The organism is Micromonospora sp. NBC_00898, assembly GCF_045207895.1.
In the GTDB taxonomy this organism is placed as follows: Bacteria; Actinomycetota; Actinomycetes; order Mycobacteriales; family Micromonosporaceae; genus Micromonospora.
Genome location: NZ_CP108775.1, coordinates 7,190,758 through 7,213,131 on the forward strand (window position 1 = coordinate 7,190,758; position 22,374 = coordinate 7,213,131).

At 73.0% G+C, this 22,374-nt stretch carries 19 protein-coding genes and 1 pseudogene; 8 read left to right on the top strand and 12 right to left on the bottom strand.

Annotation, left to right across the window (positions count from 1 at the left end; genetic code table 11):
• Positions 1 to 102: 102 nt before the first annotated feature.
• Entirely contained in the window at positions 103 to 1,776 is a 1,674-nt protein-coding gene (locus tag OG799_RS34920) for a SpoIIE family protein phosphatase (protein WP_406041526.1), read from the bottom strand.
• Between the two features lie 137 nt (positions 1,777 to 1,913).
• Positions 1,914 to 3,173, bottom strand: coding sequence for an ROK family protein (locus OG799_RS34925; protein ID WP_406041528.1), 1,260 nt, complete (start codon positions 3,171 to 3,173; stop codon positions 1,914 to 1,916).
• A gap of 48 nt (positions 3,174 to 3,221) precedes the next feature.
• Here OG799_RS34925 and xylA point away from each other — a divergent pair, with 48 nt between their 5' ends.
• The 3 genes from xylA (at position 3,222) to OG799_RS34940 (ending at position 7,487) form a co-directional block, all read left to right on the top strand.
• Positions 3,222 to 4,409 carry a xylose isomerase gene (xylA, locus tag OG799_RS34930; RefSeq protein WP_406041530.1) on the top strand — a complete coding sequence of 396 codons (1,188 nt, stop codon included), beginning with the start codon at positions 3,222 to 3,224 and terminating at the stop codon, positions 4,407 to 4,409.
• Between the two features lie 10 nt (positions 4,410 to 4,419).
• On the top strand, positions 4,420 to 5,898 hold the full coding sequence (xylB, locus tag OG799_RS34935; protein ID WP_406041532.1) for a xylulokinase: 1,479 nt from the start codon (positions 4,420 to 4,422) through the stop codon (positions 5,896 to 5,898).
• Positions 5,899 to 6,068: 170 nt separating this feature from the next.
• Complete coding sequence (locus tag OG799_RS34940) at positions 6,069 to 7,487, top strand: MFS transporter (protein ID WP_406041534.1); 1,419 nt, start codon at positions 6,069 to 6,071, stop codon at positions 7,485 to 7,487.
• Between the two features lie 473 nt (positions 7,488 to 7,960).
• On the opposite strand, the gene OG799_RS34945 is transcribed toward OG799_RS34940, so the two are convergent.
• From OG799_RS34945 to OG799_RS34965, 5 genes are all read right to left on the bottom strand, one after another.
• Entirely contained in the window at positions 7,961 to 9,616 is a 1,656-nt protein-coding gene (locus OG799_RS34945) for a glycoside hydrolase family 13 protein (protein ID WP_406046497.1), read from the bottom strand.
• An 83-nt stretch (positions 9,617 to 9,699) separates the two neighbouring features.
• On the bottom strand, positions 9,700 to 10,773 hold the full coding sequence (locus OG799_RS34950) for a LacI family DNA-binding transcriptional regulator (protein WP_406041536.1): 1,074 nt from the start codon (positions 10,771 to 10,773) through the stop codon (positions 9,700 to 9,702).
• A gap of 60 nt (positions 10,774 to 10,833) precedes the next feature.
• Positions 10,834 to 11,796: a carbohydrate ABC transporter permease gene (locus tag OG799_RS34955; protein WP_406041538.1), complete on the bottom strand. Its 963-nt coding sequence runs from the start codon at positions 11,794 to 11,796 to the stop codon at positions 10,834 to 10,836.
• Position 11,797: 1 nt separating this feature from the next.
• Positions 11,798 to 12,847 carry a carbohydrate ABC transporter permease gene (locus OG799_RS34960; RefSeq protein ID WP_406041540.1) on the bottom strand — a complete coding sequence of 350 codons (1,050 nt, stop codon included), beginning with the start codon at positions 12,845 to 12,847 and terminating at the stop codon, positions 11,798 to 11,800.
• A 72-nt stretch (positions 12,848 to 12,919) separates the two neighbouring features.
• The gene (locus tag OG799_RS34965) at positions 12,920 to 14,260 is read right to left on the bottom strand and encodes an ABC transporter substrate-binding protein (protein WP_406041542.1); all 1,341 of its coding nucleotides are present in this window, start codon (positions 14,258 to 14,260) and stop codon (positions 12,920 to 12,922) included.
• Between the two features lie 260 nt (positions 14,261 to 14,520).
• Between OG799_RS34965 and OG799_RS34970 the strand changes: the two genes are divergently transcribed.
• Complete coding sequence (locus OG799_RS34970; protein WP_406041544.1) at positions 14,521 to 15,294, top strand: peptidoglycan DD-metalloendopeptidase family protein; 774 nt, start codon at positions 14,521 to 14,523, stop codon at positions 15,292 to 15,294.
• Positions 15,295 to 15,462: 168 nt separating this feature from the next.
• Here OG799_RS34970 and OG799_RS34975 read toward each other — a convergent pair whose 3' ends face one another.
• The 4 genes and pseudogenes from OG799_RS34975 to OG799_RS34990 all read right to left on the bottom strand — a co-directional run bounded on the left by OG799_RS34975 (position 15,463) and on the right by OG799_RS34990 (position 17,236).
• Complete coding sequence (locus OG799_RS34975; RefSeq protein WP_165440126.1) at positions 15,463 to 15,606, bottom strand: GPGG-motif small membrane protein; 144 nt, start codon at positions 15,604 to 15,606, stop codon at positions 15,463 to 15,465.
• A pseudogene (locus OG799_RS34980) lies at positions 15,597 to 16,372 on the bottom strand (metallophosphoesterase). Before OG799_RS34980 ends, OG799_RS34975 begins: the two are co-directional and overlap by 10 nt.
• A 13-nt stretch (positions 16,373 to 16,385) precedes the next feature.
• A complete protein-coding gene (locus OG799_RS34985; protein WP_406041547.1) occupies positions 16,386 to 16,655 on the bottom strand; it encodes a hypothetical protein in 270 nt (89 codons plus the stop codon).
• Positions 16,652 to 17,236, bottom strand: a complete 585-nt coding sequence (locus OG799_RS34990) for a nucleotidyltransferase family protein (RefSeq protein ID WP_406041549.1) — start codon at positions 17,234 to 17,236, stop codon at positions 16,652 to 16,654. Before OG799_RS34990 ends, OG799_RS34985 begins: the two co-directional genes overlap by 4 nt.
• A gap of 153 nt (positions 17,237 to 17,389) precedes the next feature.
• On the opposite strand from OG799_RS34990, the gene OG799_RS34995 reads away from it, so the two are divergent.
• A complete protein-coding gene (locus OG799_RS34995; RefSeq protein WP_406041551.1) occupies positions 17,390 to 18,082 on the top strand; it encodes a dTMP kinase in 693 nt (230 codons plus the stop codon).
• Here the strand turns inward: OG799_RS34995 and OG799_RS35000 are convergent.
• The gene (locus OG799_RS35000; protein WP_406041553.1) at positions 18,067 to 18,756 is read right to left on the bottom strand and encodes an SDR family NAD(P)-dependent oxidoreductase; all 690 of its coding nucleotides are present in this window, start codon (positions 18,754 to 18,756) and stop codon (positions 18,067 to 18,069) included. The two genes, OG799_RS34995 and OG799_RS35000, sit on opposite strands and share 16 nt — an antisense overlap.
• 274 nt (positions 18,757 to 19,030) lie before the next feature.
• Here OG799_RS35000 and OG799_RS35005 point away from each other — a divergent pair, with 274 nt between their 5' ends.
• From OG799_RS35005 to OG799_RS35015, 3 genes are all read left to right on the top strand, one after another.
• Positions 19,031 to 19,945 (top strand): MurR/RpiR family transcriptional regulator, encoded by a 915-nt coding sequence (locus tag OG799_RS35005; protein WP_406041555.1) that lies wholly within the window; start codon positions 19,031 to 19,033, stop codon positions 19,943 to 19,945.
• A complete protein-coding gene (gene murQ / locus OG799_RS35010) occupies positions 19,942 to 20,889 on the top strand; it encodes an N-acetylmuramic acid 6-phosphate etherase (RefSeq protein WP_406041557.1) in 948 nt (315 codons plus the stop codon). Before OG799_RS35005 ends, murQ begins: the two co-directional genes overlap by 4 nt.
• Before the next feature lie 449 nt (positions 20,890 to 21,338).
• Positions 21,339 to 22,328: an RNA polymerase sigma factor RpoD/SigA gene (locus OG799_RS35015; RefSeq protein WP_406041559.1), complete on the top strand. Its 990-nt coding sequence runs from the start codon at positions 21,339 to 21,341 to the stop codon at positions 22,326 to 22,328.
• Positions 22,329 to 22,374 lie beyond the last annotated feature (46 nt).

Consider the following 22,374-nt stretch of genomic DNA (forward strand, 5'->3'; position numbering starts at 1 on the left):
CAGCGCGTGCCACCCGCCCTCGACGCAGGCCATCACCACGTGTCCCCGCTGCGGGGACTGGTGATCCCGCCGGAGTCCCCGACCCGATCCCGTCGGCCCCGGTCACGCGGGTGCCGCCGCCACCGCGAGCACCGCGATGTCGTCGTGGACCTGCCCGTCGAGCCACTCGTCGACCAGTTGGAGCAGCCGGTCCACCAGGGCGCCCGGCGGGAGGCCGGCGCCGGACGCCAGCGCCTGCCGCAGCCGTTTGTCGCCGAACATCTGCAGCTCGGTGGGGCCGCCGCGGGCCTCGGTCACTCCGTCGGTGTGGGCGAGCAGCAGGTCGCCCGGGGCGAGCCGGACCTCGGCCTCGGCGAAGCGGGCGTCGGTCAGCGCGCCGATCGGCATGCCGCCCACCCGGACCGGTTCCACCGTGCCGTCGGCGCGGACGACCAGCGGGGCGGGATGCCCGCCACCGGCGACCCGGACCAGCAGCCCACCGTCGGGTTCGCGGGTCAGGGCGCCGAGCAGCAGGGTGGTGAACTGGGCCCGGCGGGCCGCGTCCGGCGCGTCGAAGAGCGCCCGGTTGAGCAGCCCCATCAGCTCCAGCGGTCGCTTTTCGACCAGGCGGAGGGTCTGCAACGACTGGCGTACCCGGCCGGTCAGTACGGCCGCGCCGACGCCCTTGCCGCACACGTCCCCGAGCGCGAACAGGGCACCCTGGCCGGTGGCGAAGACGTCGTAGAAGTCGCCGCCGATGCGCAGGCTGTCCCCGGCGGCGCGGTAGCCGCCGGCGAGGGTGATCCCGGCGATCCGCGGCAGCTCCGGCGGAAGGAGGCTCTGCTGCAGGACGCTGGCCAGGTGGGCCTGCTCGCCGTAGAGCTCGGCCGCGGCCAGCGCGGCGCCCGCCCGGTTCGCGAACTCCCGCGCCAGCTCGATCTCCCGCTGGTCGAACCCGGGCCGCTCGGCCCGGCGGATCAGGACCAGCGCGCCGGCCGGACCGCCGGCGCTGAGCATCGGGCTGATCAGCACGGTCCCGGGCCGGCCGAAGCCGTCGGGGAGTACCTCGGCCAGGTCGGCCAGCTCGGCGTTCAGCCACGGGCTGGGCTCGGTGGCGTCCCCGTCGAGCGCCTCGGCGAGCCCGGGTACGGAGGTGGTCAGGTCCCAGCCGCCCACCCCGGTGACGGGTCCGCCGTCGCCCGCGGCGTACCGGATCCAGTGCGGCCGGTCCTCGGCGGGCGGCGGCGGGCGGTGCAGGACCACCGCGGCGTCGGCCAGGTAGGGGACCGGCAGCGTGGTGGTGGCCCGCAGCGTCTGGTCCCGGTGCAGCGACAGCCCGAGCCGGCTGCCGGCCCGGGCCAGGAAGGCCGTCCGGGAGCGCTCGGCGAGCAGCGCGTCGGTCCGCGCCTGCTCCTCGGTGACGTCCCGCACGTACCAGGCGCAGCGGCCGCCGGCCAGGGCGCGGAGGGTGCCGCGCAGCCGTCGGCCGCGGTGTTCCGCGTCGAAGGTCCCGGCCCCCTGCCGGACGGCCTCGGCCAGCGCGGGCACCGGGCAGCGGGCCAGCTCGGCGCCGGGGGCCAGCTCGGGGAGGAGTTCGATCGCCATCGCGTTGACCAGGGTCACCACGCCGGCGTGGTCGGTGGTCACGATCGCCTCGGCGAGCCCGTCCAGCAGCTCGCGGGCGAGCCGGGTATCGGCCGGCAGCCCGGTGTCGGGGGACCTGCGGAGCCGGGGGCGGGAGGCCTGCCCGCCACCGCTGACCGGCCCGGCGAGCCCACCTCGGCGGGTGGTCGTCACCGCCGGTCGCCGGGCGCCCCGGTCTGTCGACCTGTGCGCATGGTGTCGGTGCACTCCTGACGTCGCGGATCGGTTGCCTGTGGGCAAGCGTACCGAGGGAGGTTGGTGATCGCCCATCGAGGAAGGGCCAGCTCACCTCACCCGCCGCGGGCCAGCCAGCCGACCGGCCGGTCCACGATCCGGCGGACCACCGACGCGGCCCCGCCGACGGCCGCGGACCGCGTGCCGAGGGCCGCCGGCCGGACGGTCACCGGGGACCAGGCGGCGGTGAGCACCCGACGGCTGAGCTCCGCGACCACCGGTGGCCGGAGCCACGGGGCGAGCGGGGCGTATCCGCCGCCGAGTACCACGGTGTCCAGATCCAGCAGGTTCACCACCCCGGCGACGGCCACCCCGAGCGCGGTCCCGGCGTCGGCCAGCGCCGCGAGGGTGGCCGGGTCGCCGGCCCCGGCGAGGTCCGCCAGCCGGGCCGCGGCGGTGTCCGCGGGCAGCTCCGCGCCGGCCAGTCCGGCGGCGGCCAGGATGACCTCCTGGCCCGCGTACCGCTCCAGGCAGCCGCGGCCACCGCAACGGCAGGGCCGCCCCTCCGGATGCACCGGGATGTGACCGATCTCGCCGCTCCAGCCGCGGGCGCCCCGGTACAGCCTGCCGTCGAGGACGATCCCGGCGCCGATCCCGATCTCGCCGGAGATGTGCAGGAAACTCGCGGAACCGGGCGGGCCGGCGTGCAGCTCGCCGAGGGCGGCCAGGTTGGCCTCGTTCTCCACCACCAGCGGCGGCACCCCGTCGACCGGCTTGGCCAGCCGGTGGCCGGCGAGCAGCGCGGGCACGTCCACGTCCCGCCAGCCCAGGTTGGGGGCGAGCCGGACCAGGCCGTCGGCGTCGACCAGGCCCGGCACGGCGAGGGCCGCGCCGGCCAGGGTCAGCCCCTGGCCCGCCGCCGCGGCGCGAGCGTCGGCGGCGAGCGCGGCGAGCCGAGCCAGGGCGTCGGCGGGGGAGACCGGGCGCAGGTCGGCCCGGCGTACGACGTGGTGCCGGACGGTGCCGGCCAGGTCCACCACGCAGGCGGCGAGGTAGTCGACGTTGACCTCCAGGCCGAGCCCGGCCGGGCCGTGGCCGGCCAGCGTCAGGCCGCGGGCGGGCCGGCCGGCGCCGCTACGCGGCGCGGGGTCGGCCTCGGCCACCAGCCGGCCGCCGATCAGGTCGTCGACGACGGCGGAGACGGTGGCCCGGGTGAGCCCGGTGCCGGCGGCGATCTCGGCCCGGGAGGGCGGCCGGTCGGCGGTGGCGATCCGCCGGAGCACGACCGCGAGGTTGAGCTCGCGGAGGCTGCCCTGCCGGACGGCGCCGGCGGTGCTGGGGCTGGTCACCTCTTGACACTGCCACAGGGCGGCCATTTAATTCAACCGTTGAACAAATTGCGGCGACACCACCGGAGGTCTGCCATGGCACCCCGTCCCACCCCCGCCGACAAGTTCTCCTTCGGTCTCTGGACGGTGGGCTGGCAGGCCCGCGACCCGTTCGGCGACGCCACCCGGCCCGAGCTGGACGCGGTCGAGGCCGTCCACCGCCTCGCCGAGCTCGGGGCGTACGGGATCACCTTCCACGACGACGACCTGTTCCCCTTCGGCGCCGACGCCGCCACCCGGGACGCCCGGCTGACCCGGTTCCGCAAGGCCCTCGACGAGACCGGCCTGGTCGTCCCGATGGTCACCACCAACCTCTTCACCCACCCGGTCTTCAAGGACGGGGGCTTCACCAGCAACGACCGCGACGTCCGCCGCTACGCGCTGCGCAAGGTGCTGCGCAACGTCGACCTCGCCGCCGAGCTGGGCGCCCGCACCTTCGTCATGTGGGGCGGCCGGGAGGGCGCCGAGTACGACCTGGCCAAGGATGTCCGCGCCGCGCTGGACCGCTACCGCGAGGCCGTGGACCTGCTCTGCCAGTACGTCGTCGACAACGGCTACCAGCTGCGGTTCGCCCTGGAGCCCAAGCCGAACGAGCCACGCGGCGACATCCTGCTCCCCACCGTCGGGCACGCGCTGGCGTTCATCTCCACCCTGGCCCGCCCCGACCTCGTCGGGCTCAACCCGGAGGTCGGCCACGAGCAGATGGCCGGGCTGAACTTCGCGCACGGCATCGCTCAGGCGCTCTGGCAGGGCAAGCTGTTCCACATCGACCTAAACGGCCAGCGCGGCATCAAGTACGACCAGGACCTGGTCTTCGGCCACGGCGACCTGCTCAACGCGTTCGCCCTGGTGGACCTGCTGGAGCACGGCGGCCCCGACGGCGGGCCCGCGTACGACGGCCCCCGGCACTTCGACTACAAGCCCTCCCGCACCGAGGACATGTCCGGCGTATGGGCCTCGGCGGCGGCGAACATGCGCACCTATCTGCTGCTCAAGGAGCGAGCCGCGGCGTTCCGGGCCGACCCGGAGGTGGCCGAGGCCCTCGCCGCCAGCAAGGTCGGCGACCTGGCGACGCCGACGCTGAACCCGGGGGAGGGCCACGCCGGCCTGCTCGCCGACCGCGCCGCGTTCGAGGAGTTCGACCCCGACGCGGCCGGGGCGAAGGGCTTCGGCTTCGTCCGGCTCAACCAGCTCGCCGTCGAGCACCTGCTCGGCGCGCGCTGAGGCGGTCGGCATGCCGCTCGTCGCCGGGGTCGACTCGTCCACCCAGTCCTGCAAGGTCGTCGTCCGGGACGCCGAGACCGGCGCGCTGGTCCGGCAGGGCCGCGCGCCGCACCCCGACGGCACCGAGGTCGACCCGCAGGCCTGGTGGGAGGCCCTGCTGGCGGCCGTCGACGCCGCCGGCGGGCTGGCCGACGTCGCGGCCGTCTCGGTCGCCGGCCAACAGCACGGCATGGTCTGCCTGGACGAGGCGGGGGAGGTGGTCCGACCGGCCCTGCTCTGGAACGACACCCGGTCCGCCGGGACCGCCCGGGACCTGATCGAGGAGGCCGACGGCGACGGGGACGGCCGCCGGTTCTGGGCCGAGGCGACGGGCAGCGTGCCGGTGGCCAGCTTCACCGCCACCAAGTTGCGGTGGCTGGCCCGCCACGAGCCGGCCAACGCGGACCGGGTGGCGGCGGTCTGTCTGCCGCACGACTGGCTCACCTGGCGGCTGGCCGGCGCCCCCGGCCTGGCCGCGCTGCGCACCGACCGGGGTGATGCCAGCGGCACCGGCTACTGGTCGCCACGGACCGGCGAGTACCGCCTGGACCTGCTGGAACGCGCGCTCGGCCGGGCGGTGCGGGTGCCGACCGTGCTGGGGCCAACCGAGCCCGCGGGCGTCCTCGATCCGGCCGCGCTCGGCGACCGGTCCGGCGCGGAGGCCGGCGGGGGTCCGCGGCCGGGCGTCGCGGCCTCGGCCGGCGGGGCGCTGCTCGGCCCCGGAACCGGCGACAACGCCGCCGCCGCGCTCGGCGTCGGAGCCGGCCCCGGTGACGTGGTCGTCTCGATCGGCACCTCCGGCACCGTCTTCGCGGTGGCCGACGCCCCGGCCGCCGACGACTCCGGCATCGTCGCCGGTTTCGCCGATGCCACCGGCCGGTTCCTGCCACTGGTCTGCACCCTGAACGCGGCCCGGGTGCTGGACGCGGCGGCGGCGATGCTCCGGGTCGGCCTGGACGAACTCTCGGCGCTGGCGCTGACCGCGCCGCCCGGCGCGGACGGGCTGGTCATGGTCCCGTACCTGGAGGGAGAGCGAACCCCGAACCGGCCCCGGGCCACCGGCTCGGTGCACGGGCTCACCCTGCGTACGTCCACCCCGGCGCACCTGGCCCGGGCCGCCGTCGAGGGGATGCTCTGCGCCCTCGCCGACGGCCTCGACGCGCTCACCGCCCAGGGCGCCGCCGTCCGCCGGGTGATCCTGGTCGGCGGCGGGACCCGCTCGGACGCGGTGCGCCGGATCGCCCCGCAGGTGTTCGGCCGCCCGGTGGTCGTCCCGCCGCCCGGCGAGTACGTCGCCGACGGTGCGGCGCGCCAGGCCGCCTGGGTCGCTCTGGGTGGCGCGACGCCGCCTGAATGGACCCTGACCGGCACCGAGACGTACGCCGCCGACCCGGTCCCCGCCGTCCGCGCCCGCTACGCCGCCGCCCGGGACCTGGTTGTCGACTACTGAACCGGTCGGCGCGGTCGGTCGGGGTCCTCCTGGGTGCCATGGTGGAGGGTCGTGGCGGGGATGTACCCGGCGTGGCGGGCGTCCCGGGTGAAGCCGGTCGCCGCCGTCCGCGTCGACGGCTGACCGCACCCGGTCGTGCCGTGGGGCGTCGCGCCTGGTTGGCTGTCGGCATGACCTTGGACGGGGGCGGGCGGGCAGGGCGCGGTGGTGCGGTGCACCGGGTGTACAGCGTCGTGGTGTTCGTCGTCCTCGCGTCGCTGGACAACGTGGCGATCGGGCTGGTACCACCGCTGTACGGACCGATCTCCGGCGCGCTCGGGGTCCCCCAGCGGCTGCTCGGCCTGGTCACCGCGGTGAGCTTCCTGGTCAGCGCGGTCGCCGCGGTCGCCTGGGCGTACGTCGGCGACCGGACCAACCGTAAGCCGCTGCTCATGGTCGGCACGCTGATCTGGGCGGCCGGCACCGGCGGCAGCGCGCTCGCGCAGAGCTACCCGACGTTCCTGGCCGCCCAGCTCGTCGCCGCCGTCGGGCTCGGTGCGGTCGGCTCGGTCGGCTTCTCCGTGGTCACCGACCTGATCTCGCCCCGCCGTCGGGGCCTGGTGATGAGCTTCTGGGGGCTGTCTCAGGGCGTCGGCACCCTCGCCGGCACGCTGACCGGCGGCATCCTCGGCGCCACCGACTGGCGGCGGCCGTTCCTGCTGCTCACCGGGGTCGGGCTGGCCGCCACGGTCGCCTACCTGGTCACGTACGACGTCCGGCGTGGGCAGAGCGAGCCGGAGCTGGCCGAGGCGCTCGACGCCGGCGCCGACTACGACTACCGGATCACCCGGGCCGACCTGCCCCGGATCCTGGCTCGGCGGACCAACCGCTGGCTCGCCCTCCAGGGGCTCACCGCACAGGCCGCGTTCGGCTCGCTGGTCTGGCTCCCGGTGCTCTTCGCCCAGCGGGCCGAGGCACAGGGCTACTCCGCGGCCACCGCCGTCGTGGTGGGCAGCGTCTTCGCCACCCTGTTCCAGCTCGGCGGGGTGCTCTCCATCGTGGGCGGCCTGGTGGGCGACGCGCTGCAACGGCGTACGCCGAGCGGGCGGGCCCTGGTCGCGGCGGTGGGCATCCTCGCGGCCGTGCCGTTCTACCTGGTCCTGTTCTTCGTGCCGATCCGGATCGACGTGCCCGACGGCGGGAGCTCCGGCGCGGTGGTCGCCGCCGTGCTGGCCAGCGTGGTCACCGAGCCCACCGTCGGGCTGAGCCTGCTCGCCGCGGTGTTGGCGCTGGCCCTCACCTCCGCAAACTCGCCGAACTGGTTCGCGCTGATCGCCGACGTCAACCCGCCCGAGCACCGGGGCACCGTCTACAGCCTCGGCAACCTGGTCAACGGGGTCGGTCGGGCGGCCGGCAACGGGCTGGTCGGGGTGGCCTTCGCCGGGCTGCGGGTGGCCTTCCCGCCGCCGCTTAACTACGCCGTCGGGCTGGCCGCCTTCCAGCTCTTCTTCCTGCCCACCGGCGTCATGTACTGGCTCGCGGCGCGCACCTCGCCCGGCGACATCGACGCCGTGCACGACCTCCTGCACGCCCGCGCCGACCGTCTCTGACCGCCGGCCCTGGCCTGGCCTGGTCTGGGCAGGGCAGGGGGTCGTCGGGATGCCGGCCGGGACCGGCCGCCCCGCGGCACGGCTCGCCGGTGTGGCGCGGTTCATGCGGTACGCGGGGTCGGACGCTGTGGAGCTGATGTCGCAGACGAATCAGGCGGCGACCCGGCACGGTCCGCCGCCGGCCACCTGCCGCCGACCGGCGGCTTCTCGCTGCCGCCCGCCGGCTATCCGCCGCCGGCCGCCCCGGCGTCGCCTGTCCACTGCCGCTGCCAGCGTCGGAGGGCGTGTCAACCCGCGCGAGCCGATTCGTTGACGACATCAGCTCCATAGGGAACCGCAGCGGAGCCCCGGCCGGCAGCCGCAGCGAGTCCCGCCCGTGCGCACGGTCCGGCGCGCCCGTCGGGACCCCCATGGAAAGAGCCCGGCCCGCCGGACGCCGCCGGCGAGGCGGCGGCCGACGGGCCAGGCGGCGGTCAGGCGCGGACCCAGACCGTCACGTCGGTCGGGACCCGGCCGTCGTCGTCGAGCGGGGCGCTGCTGTGCAGCACCTCCCCGTCCGGGGCCGGGACGGCGGCCGTGCCGAAGTTGGTCAGCACGGTCAGGTCACCGTTGCGGAAGGCGAGCACCTCGTCGCCGGTGGAGAGCCACGCCAGCGGCCCGCCGGCCAGCCGGTGCTCGCGGCGCAGCCGCAGCGCGGTGCGGTACAGCTCGTACGTCGAGCCGGGCAACCCGCGCTGCCGGTCCAGGGCGTACTCGGCCCAGGACGGGGGCTGCGGCAGCCAGCTGGCGTCGGTCGGCCCGAAGCCGTACGACGGGGCGTCGGCCTCCCATGGGATCGGCACTCGGCAACCGTCCCGGCCGCGCTGGGTGTGCCCGCTGCGCTCCCAGGTCGGGTCCTGCCGGGCTTCGTCGGGAAGCGTGGTGTGCTCCGGCAGGCCCAGCTCCTCACCCTGGTAGAGGTACGCCGAGCCGGGCAGGGCGAGCATCAGCAGGCTGGCCGCCCGGGCCCGGCGCAGGCCGAGCACGGCGTCGGGCTGCGGGTCGCCGATACCGATGCCGTTCGGGCGGCCACCACTGATCGCCAGCCCGAGCCGGGAGGCGTGCCGGACCACGTCGTGGTTGGAGAGCACCCAGGTGGTGGGGGCGCCGACCGAGTCGGTGGCCTCCAGCGAGCGGGTGATCACCGCGTACTGGGCCGGGGCGGTCCAGGCGGCGAGCAGGTACTCGAAGTTGAACGCCTGGTGCATCTCGTCGGGGCGGACGTACCGGGCCAGCCGCTCGGCCGGCTCCACCCACGCCTCGGCGACCAGGATCCGCTCACCGTCGTAGGAGTCGAGCAGCCGGCGCCACTCGCGGTAGATCTCGTGCACGCCGTCCTGGTCCCACATTGGCGGGCGCGGCTTGTCCACCTCGTTGCCGGAGAGGATCTCCTGCGGCTCCTGCCAGTTAGCCAGGTCGGCCTGCTTGATCAGCCCGTGCGCCACGTCCACCCGGAAACCGTCGACGCCCCGGTCCAGCCAGAACCGCAGCACGTCCAGGAACTCGGTGCGGACCTCCGGGTTGTCCCAGTTGAGGTCGGGCTGGCCGGTGTCGAAGAGGTGCAGGTACCACTGCCCGTCGGGCACCCGGGTCCACGCCGGCCCCCCGAAGACGCTCTGCCAGTCGTTCGGCGGCTCGGCGCCGTCGGCGCCCAGGCCGTCCCGGAAGAGATAGCGCTGCCGTTCCGGGCTGCCCGGGGCGGCGGCCAGCGCGGCCTGGAACCAGCGGTGCGCGGACGAGGTGTGGTTCGGCACCAGGTCGACGATGACCCGCAGGCCGAGGGCCTTCGCCTCGGCGATCATCTTGTCGGCGTCGGCGAGGGTGCCGAAGAGCCGGTCGACGTCCCGGTAGTCGGCCACGTCGTACCCGGCGTCGGCCTGCGGGGACGGGTAGAACGGCGACAGCCAGACCGCGTCGACGCCGAGCTCGGCGAGGTGACCGAGGCGGGCGGTGATGCCGGGGAGGTCGCCGATGCCGTCGCCGTCGGAGTCGGCGAAGGAGCGTGGGTAGATCTGGTAGATGACGGCCTCGGTCCACCAGCCGGTGGCCGGGACGCCGGCCGTTTCCTGCTGCGTCACGTCGGTGTTCAGAGCCTTCTCCCCTTGTGTCGTGCCGTGCCGTCCGAGCCCGGACGGAGGTGCGATCCGGCCGCCACGCCGGCGGCCGAATCCGTTCAGTGTGCCCGCGGCGGGGCGGTCGAGTCCCGCACGACCAGCCGAGTGGGCAGGATCACCGGCCGCGACGGTGAGTCGCCGGGGGCGTCCCCGCCGCGCGGCGCCGGGACGCGCCCGGCGTACGGGTCGGCGGTGCGGACGCCCAGCGGGTCGAGCAGGATCCGCGCGGCGAGCAGCCCCTGCTCGGTGGCCGGCTGCGCGATGGTGCTCAGTCCGAGCACCTTGGCCAGGTCGTGGTCGTCGATGCCGATCACGCTGACGTCCTGCGGCACCCGGAGCCCGGCGTCCCGCAGCGCGGTCATCGCGCCCATCGCCATCTCGTCGCAGGCCGCGAAGATGGCGGTGGGCGGTTCGCCCCGGGCCAGCAACTCGGCGGTGGCCCGGGTGCCGCCGTCGATGGTGAACTGCGACTCCACGTCCAGACTGGGGTCGGGCCGGATCCCGGCCGCCCGCAGCGCCGCCTGGTAGCCCCGCCGCCGGTCCAGGTGGGTGGTGAAGGCAAGCTCGTCGTCCGGGTCGCCGGAGATGTGCGCGATCCGGGTGTGGCCGAGCTCGAGCAGGTGCCGGGTGGCGGTCCGCGCGGCGGCCACGTCGTCGATGCGGACGCAGGGCCAGCCGGGCACCACCGTGCCGGAGCTGATGGTGACGCCGGGCAGGTCCAGTGCGGTCAGCGCGGTCACGTCCGGCGGGCGCAGCGGGGTGGCGACCAGGATGACCGCGTCCACCCGCTTGTGCAGGCTGGCCGTGCGCAGCACCCGCTGACGGGTCTGCTCCCGGCCGCCGAGGTTGTGGAGCAGCAGGTCGTAGCCGGACTCGTGGAGGAAGTCCTCGACCGCTTCGACGACCGTGCCGAAGAACCACCGGGTGATCCGGGGGACCACCACGGCCACCGTGCCGGTCTTCCCGCCGGCCAGCCGGGACGCGCTCGGCGAGACCGCGTACTGGAGCTGCTCGGCGGCGGCGAGCACCCGGCGCCGGGTCGCGGCCGAGACGGTCGGGAGGCCCCGCAGGGCCCGCGAGACGGTGGCCGTGGAGACCCCGGCCAGGCGGGCGACATCGTCAATCTTGGTCATCGTTCCCCCGCTCCATCCGCGGCCGCCGCCGCCGGGGACCGGCGGCGGCGGACCGACGGGTCAGCCCTTGACGCTGCCGGCGAGCAGGCCGCGCACGAAGTAGCGCTGGAGGGACAGGAAGACGGTCAGCGGTACGACGATCGACACGAACGCGCCGGCCGTGAGCCGCTGCCACTCGTTGCCCCGGGTGCCGGCCATCTCGGCCAACCGGACGGTGAGCGGGGCGGTCTCGCTGGTGCCCCCGGCAAAGATCAGCGCGACCAGCAGGTCGTTCCAGACCCAGAGGAACTGGAAGATGCCGAGCGCCGCCAGGGCCGGGGTGATCAGCGGCAGGACGATGGTGCGGAAGATCTTGGGGTGGGTGGCCCCGTCGACCCGGGCCGCCTCCATCAGGTCCCTGGGCAGCTGCGAGATGAAGTTGTGCAGCAGGTAGACGGCGAACGGAAGCGCGAAGCAGGTGTGCGCGAACCACACCTGCGCGAACTTCTGCTCGTCGACGAGATCCCATGCGGGGAGCACGGTGACGCCGGCGATGGTGACGCCGGTGGAGAAGAACTTCAGCAGCGGCACCAGGGCCATCTGCAGCGGCACGATCTGCAACGCGAAGATCGCGATGTAGAGCAAGTCCCGGCCCTTGAAGTTGATCCAGGCCAGCGCGTACGCGGCCAGCGAGGCGAAGGCGATCGGGAAGAGCACCGACGGGATGGTGATCGCCAGCGAGTTGATGAAGTAGCTGGCGAGCTGACCCGACGAGGAGGAGGAGCTGAAGAGCACCTCCTGGTAGTTCTCCAGGGTGAACTGCGGGTTGGTGAAGAACGTCCACCAGCCGGTGCTCTTGATGTCGTTCTCCGGCCGGAACGACGAGATGAAGAGACCGAAGGTGGGGATGGTCCAGAGCAGTGCGATGACGATCGAGACGAGCGTGGCCGTACGGCTGTTCAGCCGCTTGCGGACCCGGCCCGCGACGGTGGTCTTCTCGGTGGCCTGGGTGCCGGCCGGAACGGTGGGCGTGGCGGTGGTCATCTCAGCCCTCCCGCTGCTGACGCAGGTTGCGGATCTGGTAGATCACGATCGGGATGACCAGGACGAAGAGGAAGACCGCCAGGGCCGAACCCTGGCCGTTCTCGCCGTACCGGAACGCGTGGTTGTACATCTCGGTCGCGATGACGCTGGTGTCGTAGTTGCCGTTGGTCGCGGTCCGGACGATGTCGAAGACCTTGAGCGTGGCGATCGACAGCGTCACCACCACCACGATCAGCGCTGGCCGGATGCTCGGCATGGTGATCTGCCAGAACATCTGCCACGGGGTGACCCCGTCGAGCCGGGCGGCCTCGACGATGTCCGCCGGGATGGCCTTGATCGCGGCGGAGAGCACCACCATGGCGAAGCCGGCCTGGATCCAGACCATGATCACGATGAGCAGGAAGGTGTTCAGCGGCGATTCCAGCAGCCACTGCTTCGGCTCGCCGCCGAGGCCGACCACGATCTGGTTGAGCAGACCGATCTGCTCCTGACCGTCGCCCCGGTAGGCGTAGACGAACTTCCAGATGATGGTGGCACCGACGAATGAGATGGCCATCGGCAGGAAGATCAGGGACTTGGCGACCGCCTCGAACCGGGCCTTGTCCACCATGATGGCGTAGAGCAGGCCGAAGGAGGTGGCCACCAGCGGGACCAGAAGCACCCAGATCAGGGTGTTGACCAGCACCCGGATGATCGAGCCCTCGGAGAACATCCAGCTGTAGTTGGTCAGGCCCACCCAGTCGTTGCTGCCCTTGTCCATGAACGAGAGCAGCGTGGTGCGGATAGCCGGCACCACCAGCCCGATCGTGAGCAGCAGCAGCGTCGGCAGCAGGAAGAAGAGGGCGAAGAGCCCCTCCCGCGGCTTGCGTCGGCGGGGCAGCGGGACGCCGTTCGCCGAGGCGGCGATCAGCTGCGCCTCGCGGCGGCGGGCGAACCAGGCCGGCACGACGTCGAGGAGCAGGAGCAGACCGCCCACCACCACGACGAAAGCGATCAGCCCGTACATCAGCATGAGGAACTTGGGCTGTTCCTCCGCGAAGTCGAACTCCATCGACCCTCCTTCAAGGGTTCGGTCGGGGGCGGCGGCCCGGCCCGCGGGTGCGGGCAGGGCCGCCGCCTCAGATCACTTCCAGCTGGCCTCGATGCCGTTGAGCACCGTGGTGGTGTCCTTGCCGTTGATCCAGTCGACCATGCCCTTCCAGAAGGTGCCCGCGCCGACCGCGGCCGGCATCAGGTCCGAGCCGTCGAAGCGGAAGACGGTCTTCGGGTCCTGCAGGATCTGGACGGAGAGCTTGTCCACCGGGTTCGGCACGTTGTTGATGTCGAGCTTCTTGTTCGCCGACACCCAGTCACCGATCTTGGCCCGGCTGTTGGCGTACTCGCCGGAGGCCAGGTAGGTCTGGACCGCCTGGACCTCGGGACGGTCGGCGAAGGCCGCGACGAACTCGCCGCCGCCGAGCACCGGCTTGCCCTTGGCCGGGTCGATGGCCGGGAAGTAGAACGCGAAGACGTCGCCGTCCTCGGCCACCTTGGTGCCCTGCGGCCACTGGTTGGCGTAGAAGGACGCCTGCCGGTGCAGGGCGCACTTGCCGCTGGTGATCGGCGTGCCGGCCTCCTGGAAGGAGGTGGTGGCGATGCTCTTCACCCCGCCGAAGCCGCCGTTGACGTACTTGTCGTTCTTGAGGATGGTGCCGGCCTTGTCGACCGCGTCGGCGACCTTCGGGTCGTTGAACGGGATGCCGTGGGTGGTCCACTGGTCGTAGACCTCGGGACCCTGCGTGCGCAGCATCAGGTCCTCGATCCAGTCGGTGGCCGGCCAGCCGGTGGCGTCACCGGACTCGATGCCCGCGCACCACGGCTTGGTGCCGCTCGCCGCGATCTTGTCGCTCAGCTGGATGAGCTCGTCCCAGGTGGTCGGGACGGTCCAGCCCTTCTCCTTGAAGGTCTTCGGCGAGTACCACACGAAGGACTTCACGTTGGAGCCGAGCGGGGCGCCGTAGAACTTGCCGTCGACGGTGCTGTACTTCAGCCAGTCGGGGGAGTAGTTCTGCTCCGCCATGGCCTTGGTGTCGGCGCCGGCCGGCTTGAGCTTGCCCGAGTCGGCGAACCGCTTGAGCAGACCCGGCTGCGGGATGAAGGCCAGGTCGGGGGCGTTGCCGCCGTCGACCCGGACACCCAGCTGGGCCTCGAACTCGCCGCTGCCCTCGTGGTCGATCTTGATGCCGGTGCAGTCCTCGAACTGCTTCCAGGACTGCGCGAGGCGGTCGGCCTCGATGTCCCGGATCGACGAGTAGATCGTGACCTTCTTGCCGTCGTGACCCTGGTACTTCTCGTATGCGGCGCACTCCGGGGAGCTCGCCTTGCTGCTCTTCTTGTCGTTGCCGGTGCCGCAGGCGGTGGCGCCGAGCGCCAGCCCCAGTACGCCGGCGATCGCGAGAGCCTGGCGTGATCTGGCAAACGCCATGCCGATCTCCTTCCTTGCCGGCGCGTGGGGGAATCGAACCCGCGCCGGTCCGATGGTCGTCCCCACATGTAAGCGCTTGCATCATCCGGAGTCCACCCCCTGGCGGACACGGCCCGGTAACAATCCCGAAACCCGCTCACCGGCCGTGGGCGCGCTCCCACGCGCTGTGCTTCCCGCAGCGCCGCGCCCCTTCCGATCAATGGAACTTTCTGTCACGCTCGACGCACGGCATCGAAGGATTTCAACATTGGAGGCGCTGGATGCGCAGACGGTGGTTCAGCCTCGCCGCGGCCGGCCTGCTGGTCGCGATGACCCTGGTACCCGCGGCCCCGGCGATGGCCGCGCCGACCTTCAAGGTGCCCTTCCCGTGCGGCCAGTCCTGGTCCGGGCAGACCCGCTCCGACCACAGCCCGGCGTACGCGATCGACTTCAACCGCACCGACGACCTGGGCGACCCGGTGGTGGCCAGCGCCGCGGGCACGGTCGACCGGGTCACCGACCTCGGCGGCACCAGCTACGGCAAGTACGTCCGGATCGACCACGGCGGCGGCTACACCACCTACTACGCCCACCTCAACGGCTTCAACGTCTCGGTCGGCCAGAGCGTCGGCTACGGCAAGGTGATCGGCTGGGTGGGCAGCACCGGCGGCTCCACCGGCCCGCACCTGCACTACGAGCAGCGGCTCAACGGCAACGACATCCAGGCGCGATTCAACGGCGCGCTCGCGCTCTACTGGGGCACCAAGACGTACACCAGCGACAACAACTGCTCCTCGACCACCGCCACCGGCACGGTGAACACCGCCGGCGCGGACCTGACCGTCCGCTCCGGGCCGGGCACCGGCTACAGCGCGGTCGGCTCGGTCGCCGACGGCGCCACTGTGACGATCTACTGCCAGACCTCCGGCACCACGGTCACCGGCACCTACGGCACCAGCTCGATCTGGGACCGGATCGGCACCGGCCGGTACGTCTCCGACGCGTACGTGCACACCGGCTACGACGGCTACATCCCGAACGTCCCCCGCTGCTGACGCGCGCTGTCAATAGGGGCCCCTGATATGCCTGAGGCGTTACCGGGGCCCCTCCGTACCACCTCAGCACGACGCCGGGGTCGTCGTGTCCGGATTCTCCTGTCTGGGAGGACGGAGCTCCGGACCCGACGACCCCGGCGGGTCTCAGGGGTGGTGCGGAACCGGCGTCTAACTGAAGATGCTGACGCCACCCGGGCCGACCAGAAGACCGACCACGATGAGGACGATGCCCCACAGGATCTGCCGGCGGAACAGCGCGAGGATGCCGGCGACCACGAGTACGACTGCGATAATCCAGAGAATCAGCTCCATGGCCGCTGAGTACCCGGCCATCCGCGCCCGGAAACCTGGGTCACCCGACCAGATGATCTCCCAGGTGGAAGATGCTGTACGCCTGCTTGATCACGGGGTGGGCGACGTTGCGGACCCGTACCCCGCCCGGGGTGGTGCCCCGCTCGGTGCCGTGGTGGGCGTGCCCGTGCAGGGCCAGCGCGGTCGGCGCCGAGTCGATCGCCTGCCCCAACTGGTACGACCCGAGGAACGGGTAGATCTCCAGCGGCTCGCCGGCCAGCGTGTCGGGCACGGGGGAGTAGTGGGTGAGCGCGACCAGCAGGTCGCAGTCCAGCTCGCGGAGCGCCTCGCCGAGCGCGTCCGCGCTCTCGTTGGTGGTCCGGACGAACGCCTTCATCTCCGGCTCGCCGAAGTCGCTGGCGCACCGCCCGGCGAAGCCTCCGCCGAAGCCCTTCGCCCCGGCCACGCCGAGCCGTCCGGCGGGGCACTCCAGCACCGTCCCGGTCCCCTCCAGCACGGTGATGCCGGCGTCGGACAGCACCTTGACCACCTGCGGCACCTGGTCGCACTGGTGGTCGTGGTTGCCGAGCACGGTGATCACCGGTACGCCCAGTCCGCCGAACTCCTGCGCCACGCAGCGCGCCTCGGACTCGGTGCCGTGCCGGGTCAGGTCACCGGCGAGCAGCAGCACGTCGGCGCAGTCGGGCAGTTCCTCCAGGGCCGGCCGGAACCGGCCGACCACGTCCTCGTCCAGGTGCACGTCGCCGACGGCGGCGATCCGGATCACGGTGCAACCTCCCTCACGGCAGCTCCTCCACCTGGCTGGGCGCCTGCGCCCGGATCACCCCGATATCGATGGTGATCGGGATGTCGGGAAACCGCTCGGCCACCCGGCGGAGGATCTCCTCGCGCCGGTGCGGGCTCTCCACCTCGCCGTAGAGGACCAGGCCCCGCTCGCGGTGGACCACGGTGATCCCCTGCTCGGCGACGGCCGGATCCTCGGCCAGCAGCCGGTGGATCTCCGCCTCGACGTACTCGTCGGGCGGCGCGCCGCCGTGCTCCTCGGTCACGGTGTCTCCCTTCCTCCGGGTGTGCCGCCGGGCGGCATCACGTCCAGCCGGTCGAGCAGCACCAGGAACGCCTCCGCGTACGGCGAGTGCTGCGTCTCCTTCCGTACCCGTTCCCAGTCGATCTGTTCCCGCAGCGAGCGGGCGAGCGGCAGGGCGCGGGCGAAGTCGCAGTAGTGCTGGGAGAAGCTGAGCAGCTTGTGCACCATGAGCTGGGTCGCCGAGAGCACCGGCATGTGGATCGCGTCGACCGGGCGCACGATGGTGTCGGCGAAGGTGTCCTCGGTCACCGGGGTCTCGATCGGCCGGTGGATCAGGTCCACCATCCGCCCCTCGTCGTAGACCTTGACCAGCCAGTCCTCGGGCGGCCGCTCGGCGCTGAAGCCGGCCGCGACCAGGGCCTCCAGGGCCCGGTCCACGTCCTGCCCGCGGAGCAGGAAGTCGACGTCGTGGTCGCTGGAGTGGCCCCCGTGGGCGTACACGGCGAAGCTCCCGCCGAGGGCGAACGGGATCTCGGACTGCTTGAGCACGGCGGCGACCTTCTTCAGCGTGTGGACCAGGGTCTCGTCCCCGCGCTCGGCCATCTGGGTCTCCCGTCGTCGTCATGGCGGTGGGAATGAAGTTGCGTACCCGGCAATCCGGTCGGCCACACCTGGCGGTGACACGGCGTGGCGCCGACGGGTACGGAAAGGGACAAATCGCCGGATGGTGAGCGCGGGTCGGTTAACCTCGGGAAGGTGGCCAGATCACTGCGGGCGTGGCGCGGCAGGGCCCCACTGCGCACCATCGCCCTGATCGGCATCGATGGCTCGGGCAAGACCACCCAGGCGCACCGGCTCGCCGAGGCGCTCCGCGCGGCCGGCCATCCGGCCACCTACCATCGCAACGCCGGCGGCCGCCGGTGGCTCGGCCGGCTCGCCCACCGGCTCGGCCGTCCGGACGCTCAGCGGCTCGTCGGGCGCAACGGGATGCTCGCGGTCGAGTCCGCGCTCCGCTGGCTCGCCATCGCCCTCGCCCTGCTGACCTGCCTGGTCACCGGCCGGACCGCGGTGATGGACCGCTACTCCGCCTGCCAGTACGCGAGCATCCGGGCGCACGGCGGGCAGCGCTGGGAACGGCTGGCGCGGGCGGGCTACCGCCTCTTCCCGGCGCCGCGGGTGACCTTCCTGCTCACCGTGGACCCGGCCGAGGCGTACCGGCGGATCGAGCAGCGCGGCACCGACCACGAGAGCATGCGCTGGCTCGCCGCGGCCGCCACCGCGTACCGGACGTTGCCCGAGTACGAGAGTTTCGTGGTCGTCGACGCGGGCGGCTCCCCGGACGAGGTCTCCCGCCGGATCCGGGCCCACCTCACCGAGTGGCTGCCGGCGAAGCCACCGCCCGGCGGCACGGCGCCGGCCGGTCCGGTGCCGGCTCAGGCCCGGCCGTAGACCGGGATGCTGGCGCCGCTGGTCGGCGCCGACTCGTCGGAGGCCAGGAAGCGGATCACCCCGGCGATCTCCGCGGGGGAGACCCAGCGCCGGTGGTCGGCGTCCGGCTGGGCGGCGCGGTTGGCCGGGGTGTCGATCACGCTGGGCAGGACCGTGTTGCACCGCACCCCGCGTGGCCGGTACTCCACCGCCACCGCGTTGGCGAAGGCCAGCACAGCGGCCTTGGCGGTGGCGTAGCCCGCGGCGCCGGGGAAGGGCGCCACCGCGGCCCGGGCCGAGACGCAGACCACCGCGCCGCCGCCGGCGGCGACCAGGTGCGGCAGCGCCGCCTGGGTGACCAGGTACGTCGGGCGCAGGTTGATCCGGAGCATCCGCTCGAACTCCTCGACCGGCGTCTCGTGCACCAGCCCGCCGCTGGCGTACCCGCCGACGAGGTTGACCACGGCGCGCAGTGGCGCGGCGGGGTCGGCGGTGGCCAGCTCGACGGCCCGGGCCGCCCCGGCCGGCTCGAGCAGGTCCGCGGTGAGCCGGACCGGACCGGCCCCCGCCGGGTCCGTCGCCGCGCCTTCCCGCCCCGGTACGACCACCCGCCAGCCGGCTCGAAGGAACGCGGCGGTGACCGCCCCGCCCAGCCCGCCCGTGCCTCCGGTGACCAGCACACTGCGCTCCGCCATGGCCCCACGCTAACCGCCGGCTGCCGCCGGCCGGGGCCGGGGGCACCGTGGCGGCCCGCCGACCGGCGGGCCGGGCTGGCCGTCCGGCCGGTTGGACGTGCACGACGGCCGATCGCCGCGCCGGCCGGCACGGTGGAGTCGGCCGGACCGGATGAGGCGGCCGGGGCTGGGGGAATGGCACCCTTGCCGCAGAGGCCCCGTCCGGAGCGGGGTACTTTTCCGGATACGCGCGGTGATGGTTGACGCTCACGCCTCATGAAAGTAAGTTTCATCCGTGGCGAAGAGTCCGAAGATTTCTGCGAGTCACGAGCCAGGTGGACTGATCGTCCACATCAGTGGCCTGCTCCCGTCGCTGTCCCCGGCCGAACAGCGGGTCGCCCGGCTGGTCGTCGCCAATCCGGCGGACGCCGCCCGGCGCACGATCACCGACCTCGCCACCGCCGCCGAGACCTCCGAGGCGACCGTCATCCGGTTCTGCCGGTCGGTGGGCATGGACGGCTATCCACAGCTGCGGATCCGGCTCGCCGCCGAGGCGGCCCGCCGGATCGAGCCGCCCGACGCCCGGGTGGTCGGCGGTGACATCCCGCCCGGCGCCGACCTCGCGCAGATCATCGCGACCATCGCGTTCAACGACGCACGGGCCGTCGAGGAGACCGCCGAGCAGCTCGACCCGGCCATCTGCGAGCAGGTCGTCGAGGCGATCGGTGGGGCCGGCCGGATCGACGTGTACGGCGCGGGCGCCAGCGGCTTCGTCGCGTCCGACTTCCAGCAGAAGCTGCACCGCATCGGCCGCACCGCCTTCTACTTCCCGGACGTGCACACCGCGCTCACCTCGGCCGCCCTGCTCGGTCGGGGCGACGTCGCGGTCGGCATCTCGCACACCGGCACCACCTCCGACGTGATCGAGGTGCTGGAGCAGGCACGGGCGCGGGGCGCCACCACGGTCGCCCTGACCAACTTCCCCCGGTCGCCGATCACCGAGGTGGCCGACTTCGTGCTCACCACCGCGGCTCGGGAGACCACCTACCGGTCCGGCGCGATGGCCAGCCGGCTGGCCCAGCTCACCGTGGTCGACTGCCTCTTCGTCGGGGTGGCGGCGCGCAACCGGGCCAGGGCCAAGAAGGCCCTGGAGGCGACCGCCGCGGCGGTCCAGTCGCACCGGGTGGGCGCGACGCGGAGGCGCGGATGACCGCCGGCCGGGTGGAGCGGGACGAGTTGGCCGCGGTCCGGCCGGTGGTGCGCGTCGGCGCGCCGACCGAGCGCCGCAACCCGCACAGCGTCGACCTCGACCTGATGTCGACCCGGGACGTCCTCACCGTCATCAACGACGCGGACCGGCGGGTCCCGGCCGCGGTGGCCGCCGTCCTCGACGAGATCGCGGAGACCGTCGACCTGGCGGTCGCGGCGCTGCGCGGCGGGCACCGGGTGCACTACTTCGGCGCCGGCACCTCGGGGCGGCTGGGTGTCCTGGACGCGGCCGAGCTGGCCCCCACCTTCAACTCGCCGCAGCACTGGTTCTGCTCCCACCTGGCTGGCGGCCCCGACGCGATGTGGCGCGCCGTCGAGGACGCCGAGGACGACGACCGGGCCGGCGCGGCCGAGGCCGCCGAGTGCGTACGCCCCGGCGACCTGGTGGTCGGACTGGCCGCCAGCGGGCGCACCCCGTACGTCCTCGGGGCGCTCGCCACGTCCCGGGCCCAGGGGGCCGCGACCGTGCTGCTCTGCGCCAATCCGGAGGCCGAGGCCGCCTCGTCGGTGGACGTCTTCATCGGCGTGGACACCGGGCCGGAGGTCGTCACCGGGTCGACCCGGATGAAGGCGGGCACCGCGCAGAAGTTGGTGCTCAACACGTTCTCCACCGCCGTGATGGTGCGACTCGGCCGGGTCTACTCCAACCTGATGATCGACATGGTGGCCACCAACGCGAAGCTGCGTGGCCGAATGATCTCGATCCTGATGGAGGCCACCGGCTGCGCCGAGGAGGTCTGCCGGCGGGCGCTGCACGAGGCCGACGGCGACCTGAAGACCGCCCTCGTCTCTCTCGTCTCCGGCGCCGAGGTCTCCGCCGCCCGGGCCGCCCTGGCCCGCTCCGCCGACCAGGTGCGCGACGCGCTGGACCTGCTCGCCTCCTGACCCCCGGCCTCCGGGCCGTCCCCCGGCCCCGCCCCGCTGCGACGCGCGTCACGCCGCGTCCGGGACGTCTTTCGCGCTGCGGATTGTTCATCGAGGGGTGGGGTAATCCTCACCCGTGGCTGAACCGACCGGTCCACCGACGCGTATCTGGCAGTGACCAGGATCGCATTGAGGCGGTGACGCGGGTCGCTGTGTTCTTGGAATTCGCAATGGTGCGATTTCGTGGACGCACGACGATTCCGCTGATCCGTCGCTGTGTTCCCGGAGCGGCAGTCGAGTCGATCATCGGGTCCTGACAGCAAACATGGACCGGGCTCTCAGCTACTACTCAGGCATTCGTGACACTTTCGACTCACGACATGGAATCCCCGACACGTCTCATCTGTTGTGTAGGTGTCAGCACCGGTGGGCACAGCGGAAGTTACGGGGGAGGGCTGATGGACGTGGGGATGGCAAGGAACCGGGCAACCGGCGCGAGCGAGGGGACCGTGGGCACCGTGGACAAGAACATCGGCATGCGAACCGACGAGGTTGCCGAGGAGCGCGACCTGGTCGGCGTCTACCTGCACGAGATCTCCCGTACGCCGCTGCTGGACGCCGCCAAGGAGGTCGACCTCTCCAAGGCGATCGAGGCCGGCCTCTACGCCGAGCACCTGCTCGGCGAGGGCCAGGTGCCCGACGGCGTCGACCGGGAGGACCTGGAGCGGCTGGTCGTCGAGGGTGAGCGGGCGAAGGATCTCTTCATCCGTGCGAACCTGCGACTGGTCGTGTCGATCGCCCGACGCTACGTGCGGTCCGGGATGCCCATGCTGGACCTGATCCAGGAGGGCAACACCGGCCTGGTCCGGGCGGTCGAGAAGTTCGACTACGAGCGCGGCTACAAGTTCTCCACCTACGCCACGTGGTGGATCCGTCAGGCGATCAGCCGGGCGATCGCCCAGCAGGAGCGCACCGTGCGACTGCCCGTGCACCTGGTGGAGGACGTCAACCGGATGCGCAACGTGGCCCGTCAGCTCACCCGTGAGCTGGGCAGCGACCCGGAGCCGGAGCAGATCGCGGCGGCCCTCGGGGTCACCGTCGAGCGGGTCAACGAGCTTCGCCGCTGGTCGCAGGACACCGTCTCGCTGGACACTCCGGTGGGCGACGACGGCGACACCAGCCTCGGCGACCTGGTCGCCGACAGCGACGCCCCCTCGCCGGAGGACATCGTCCTCACCGGCCTGGAGCGGCAGCGGATCGAGGGTCTGCTCAACCACCTCGACGACCGGTCCGCCGGCATCATGCGGGCGCGCTACGGCCTGGAGGACGGTCGCGAGCACTCGCTGACCGAGGTGGCGTCGCGGTTCTCGCTCTCCCGGGAGCGGATCCGCCAGCTGGAGATCCAGGCCCTCGGCCGGCTCCGCGAGCTGGCCAGGTCCGAGGGTCTGCAGGCGGCCTGAGCTGGGTAAGAATTGACAACACGAACGGCCGGCGTCCGATAGGGGG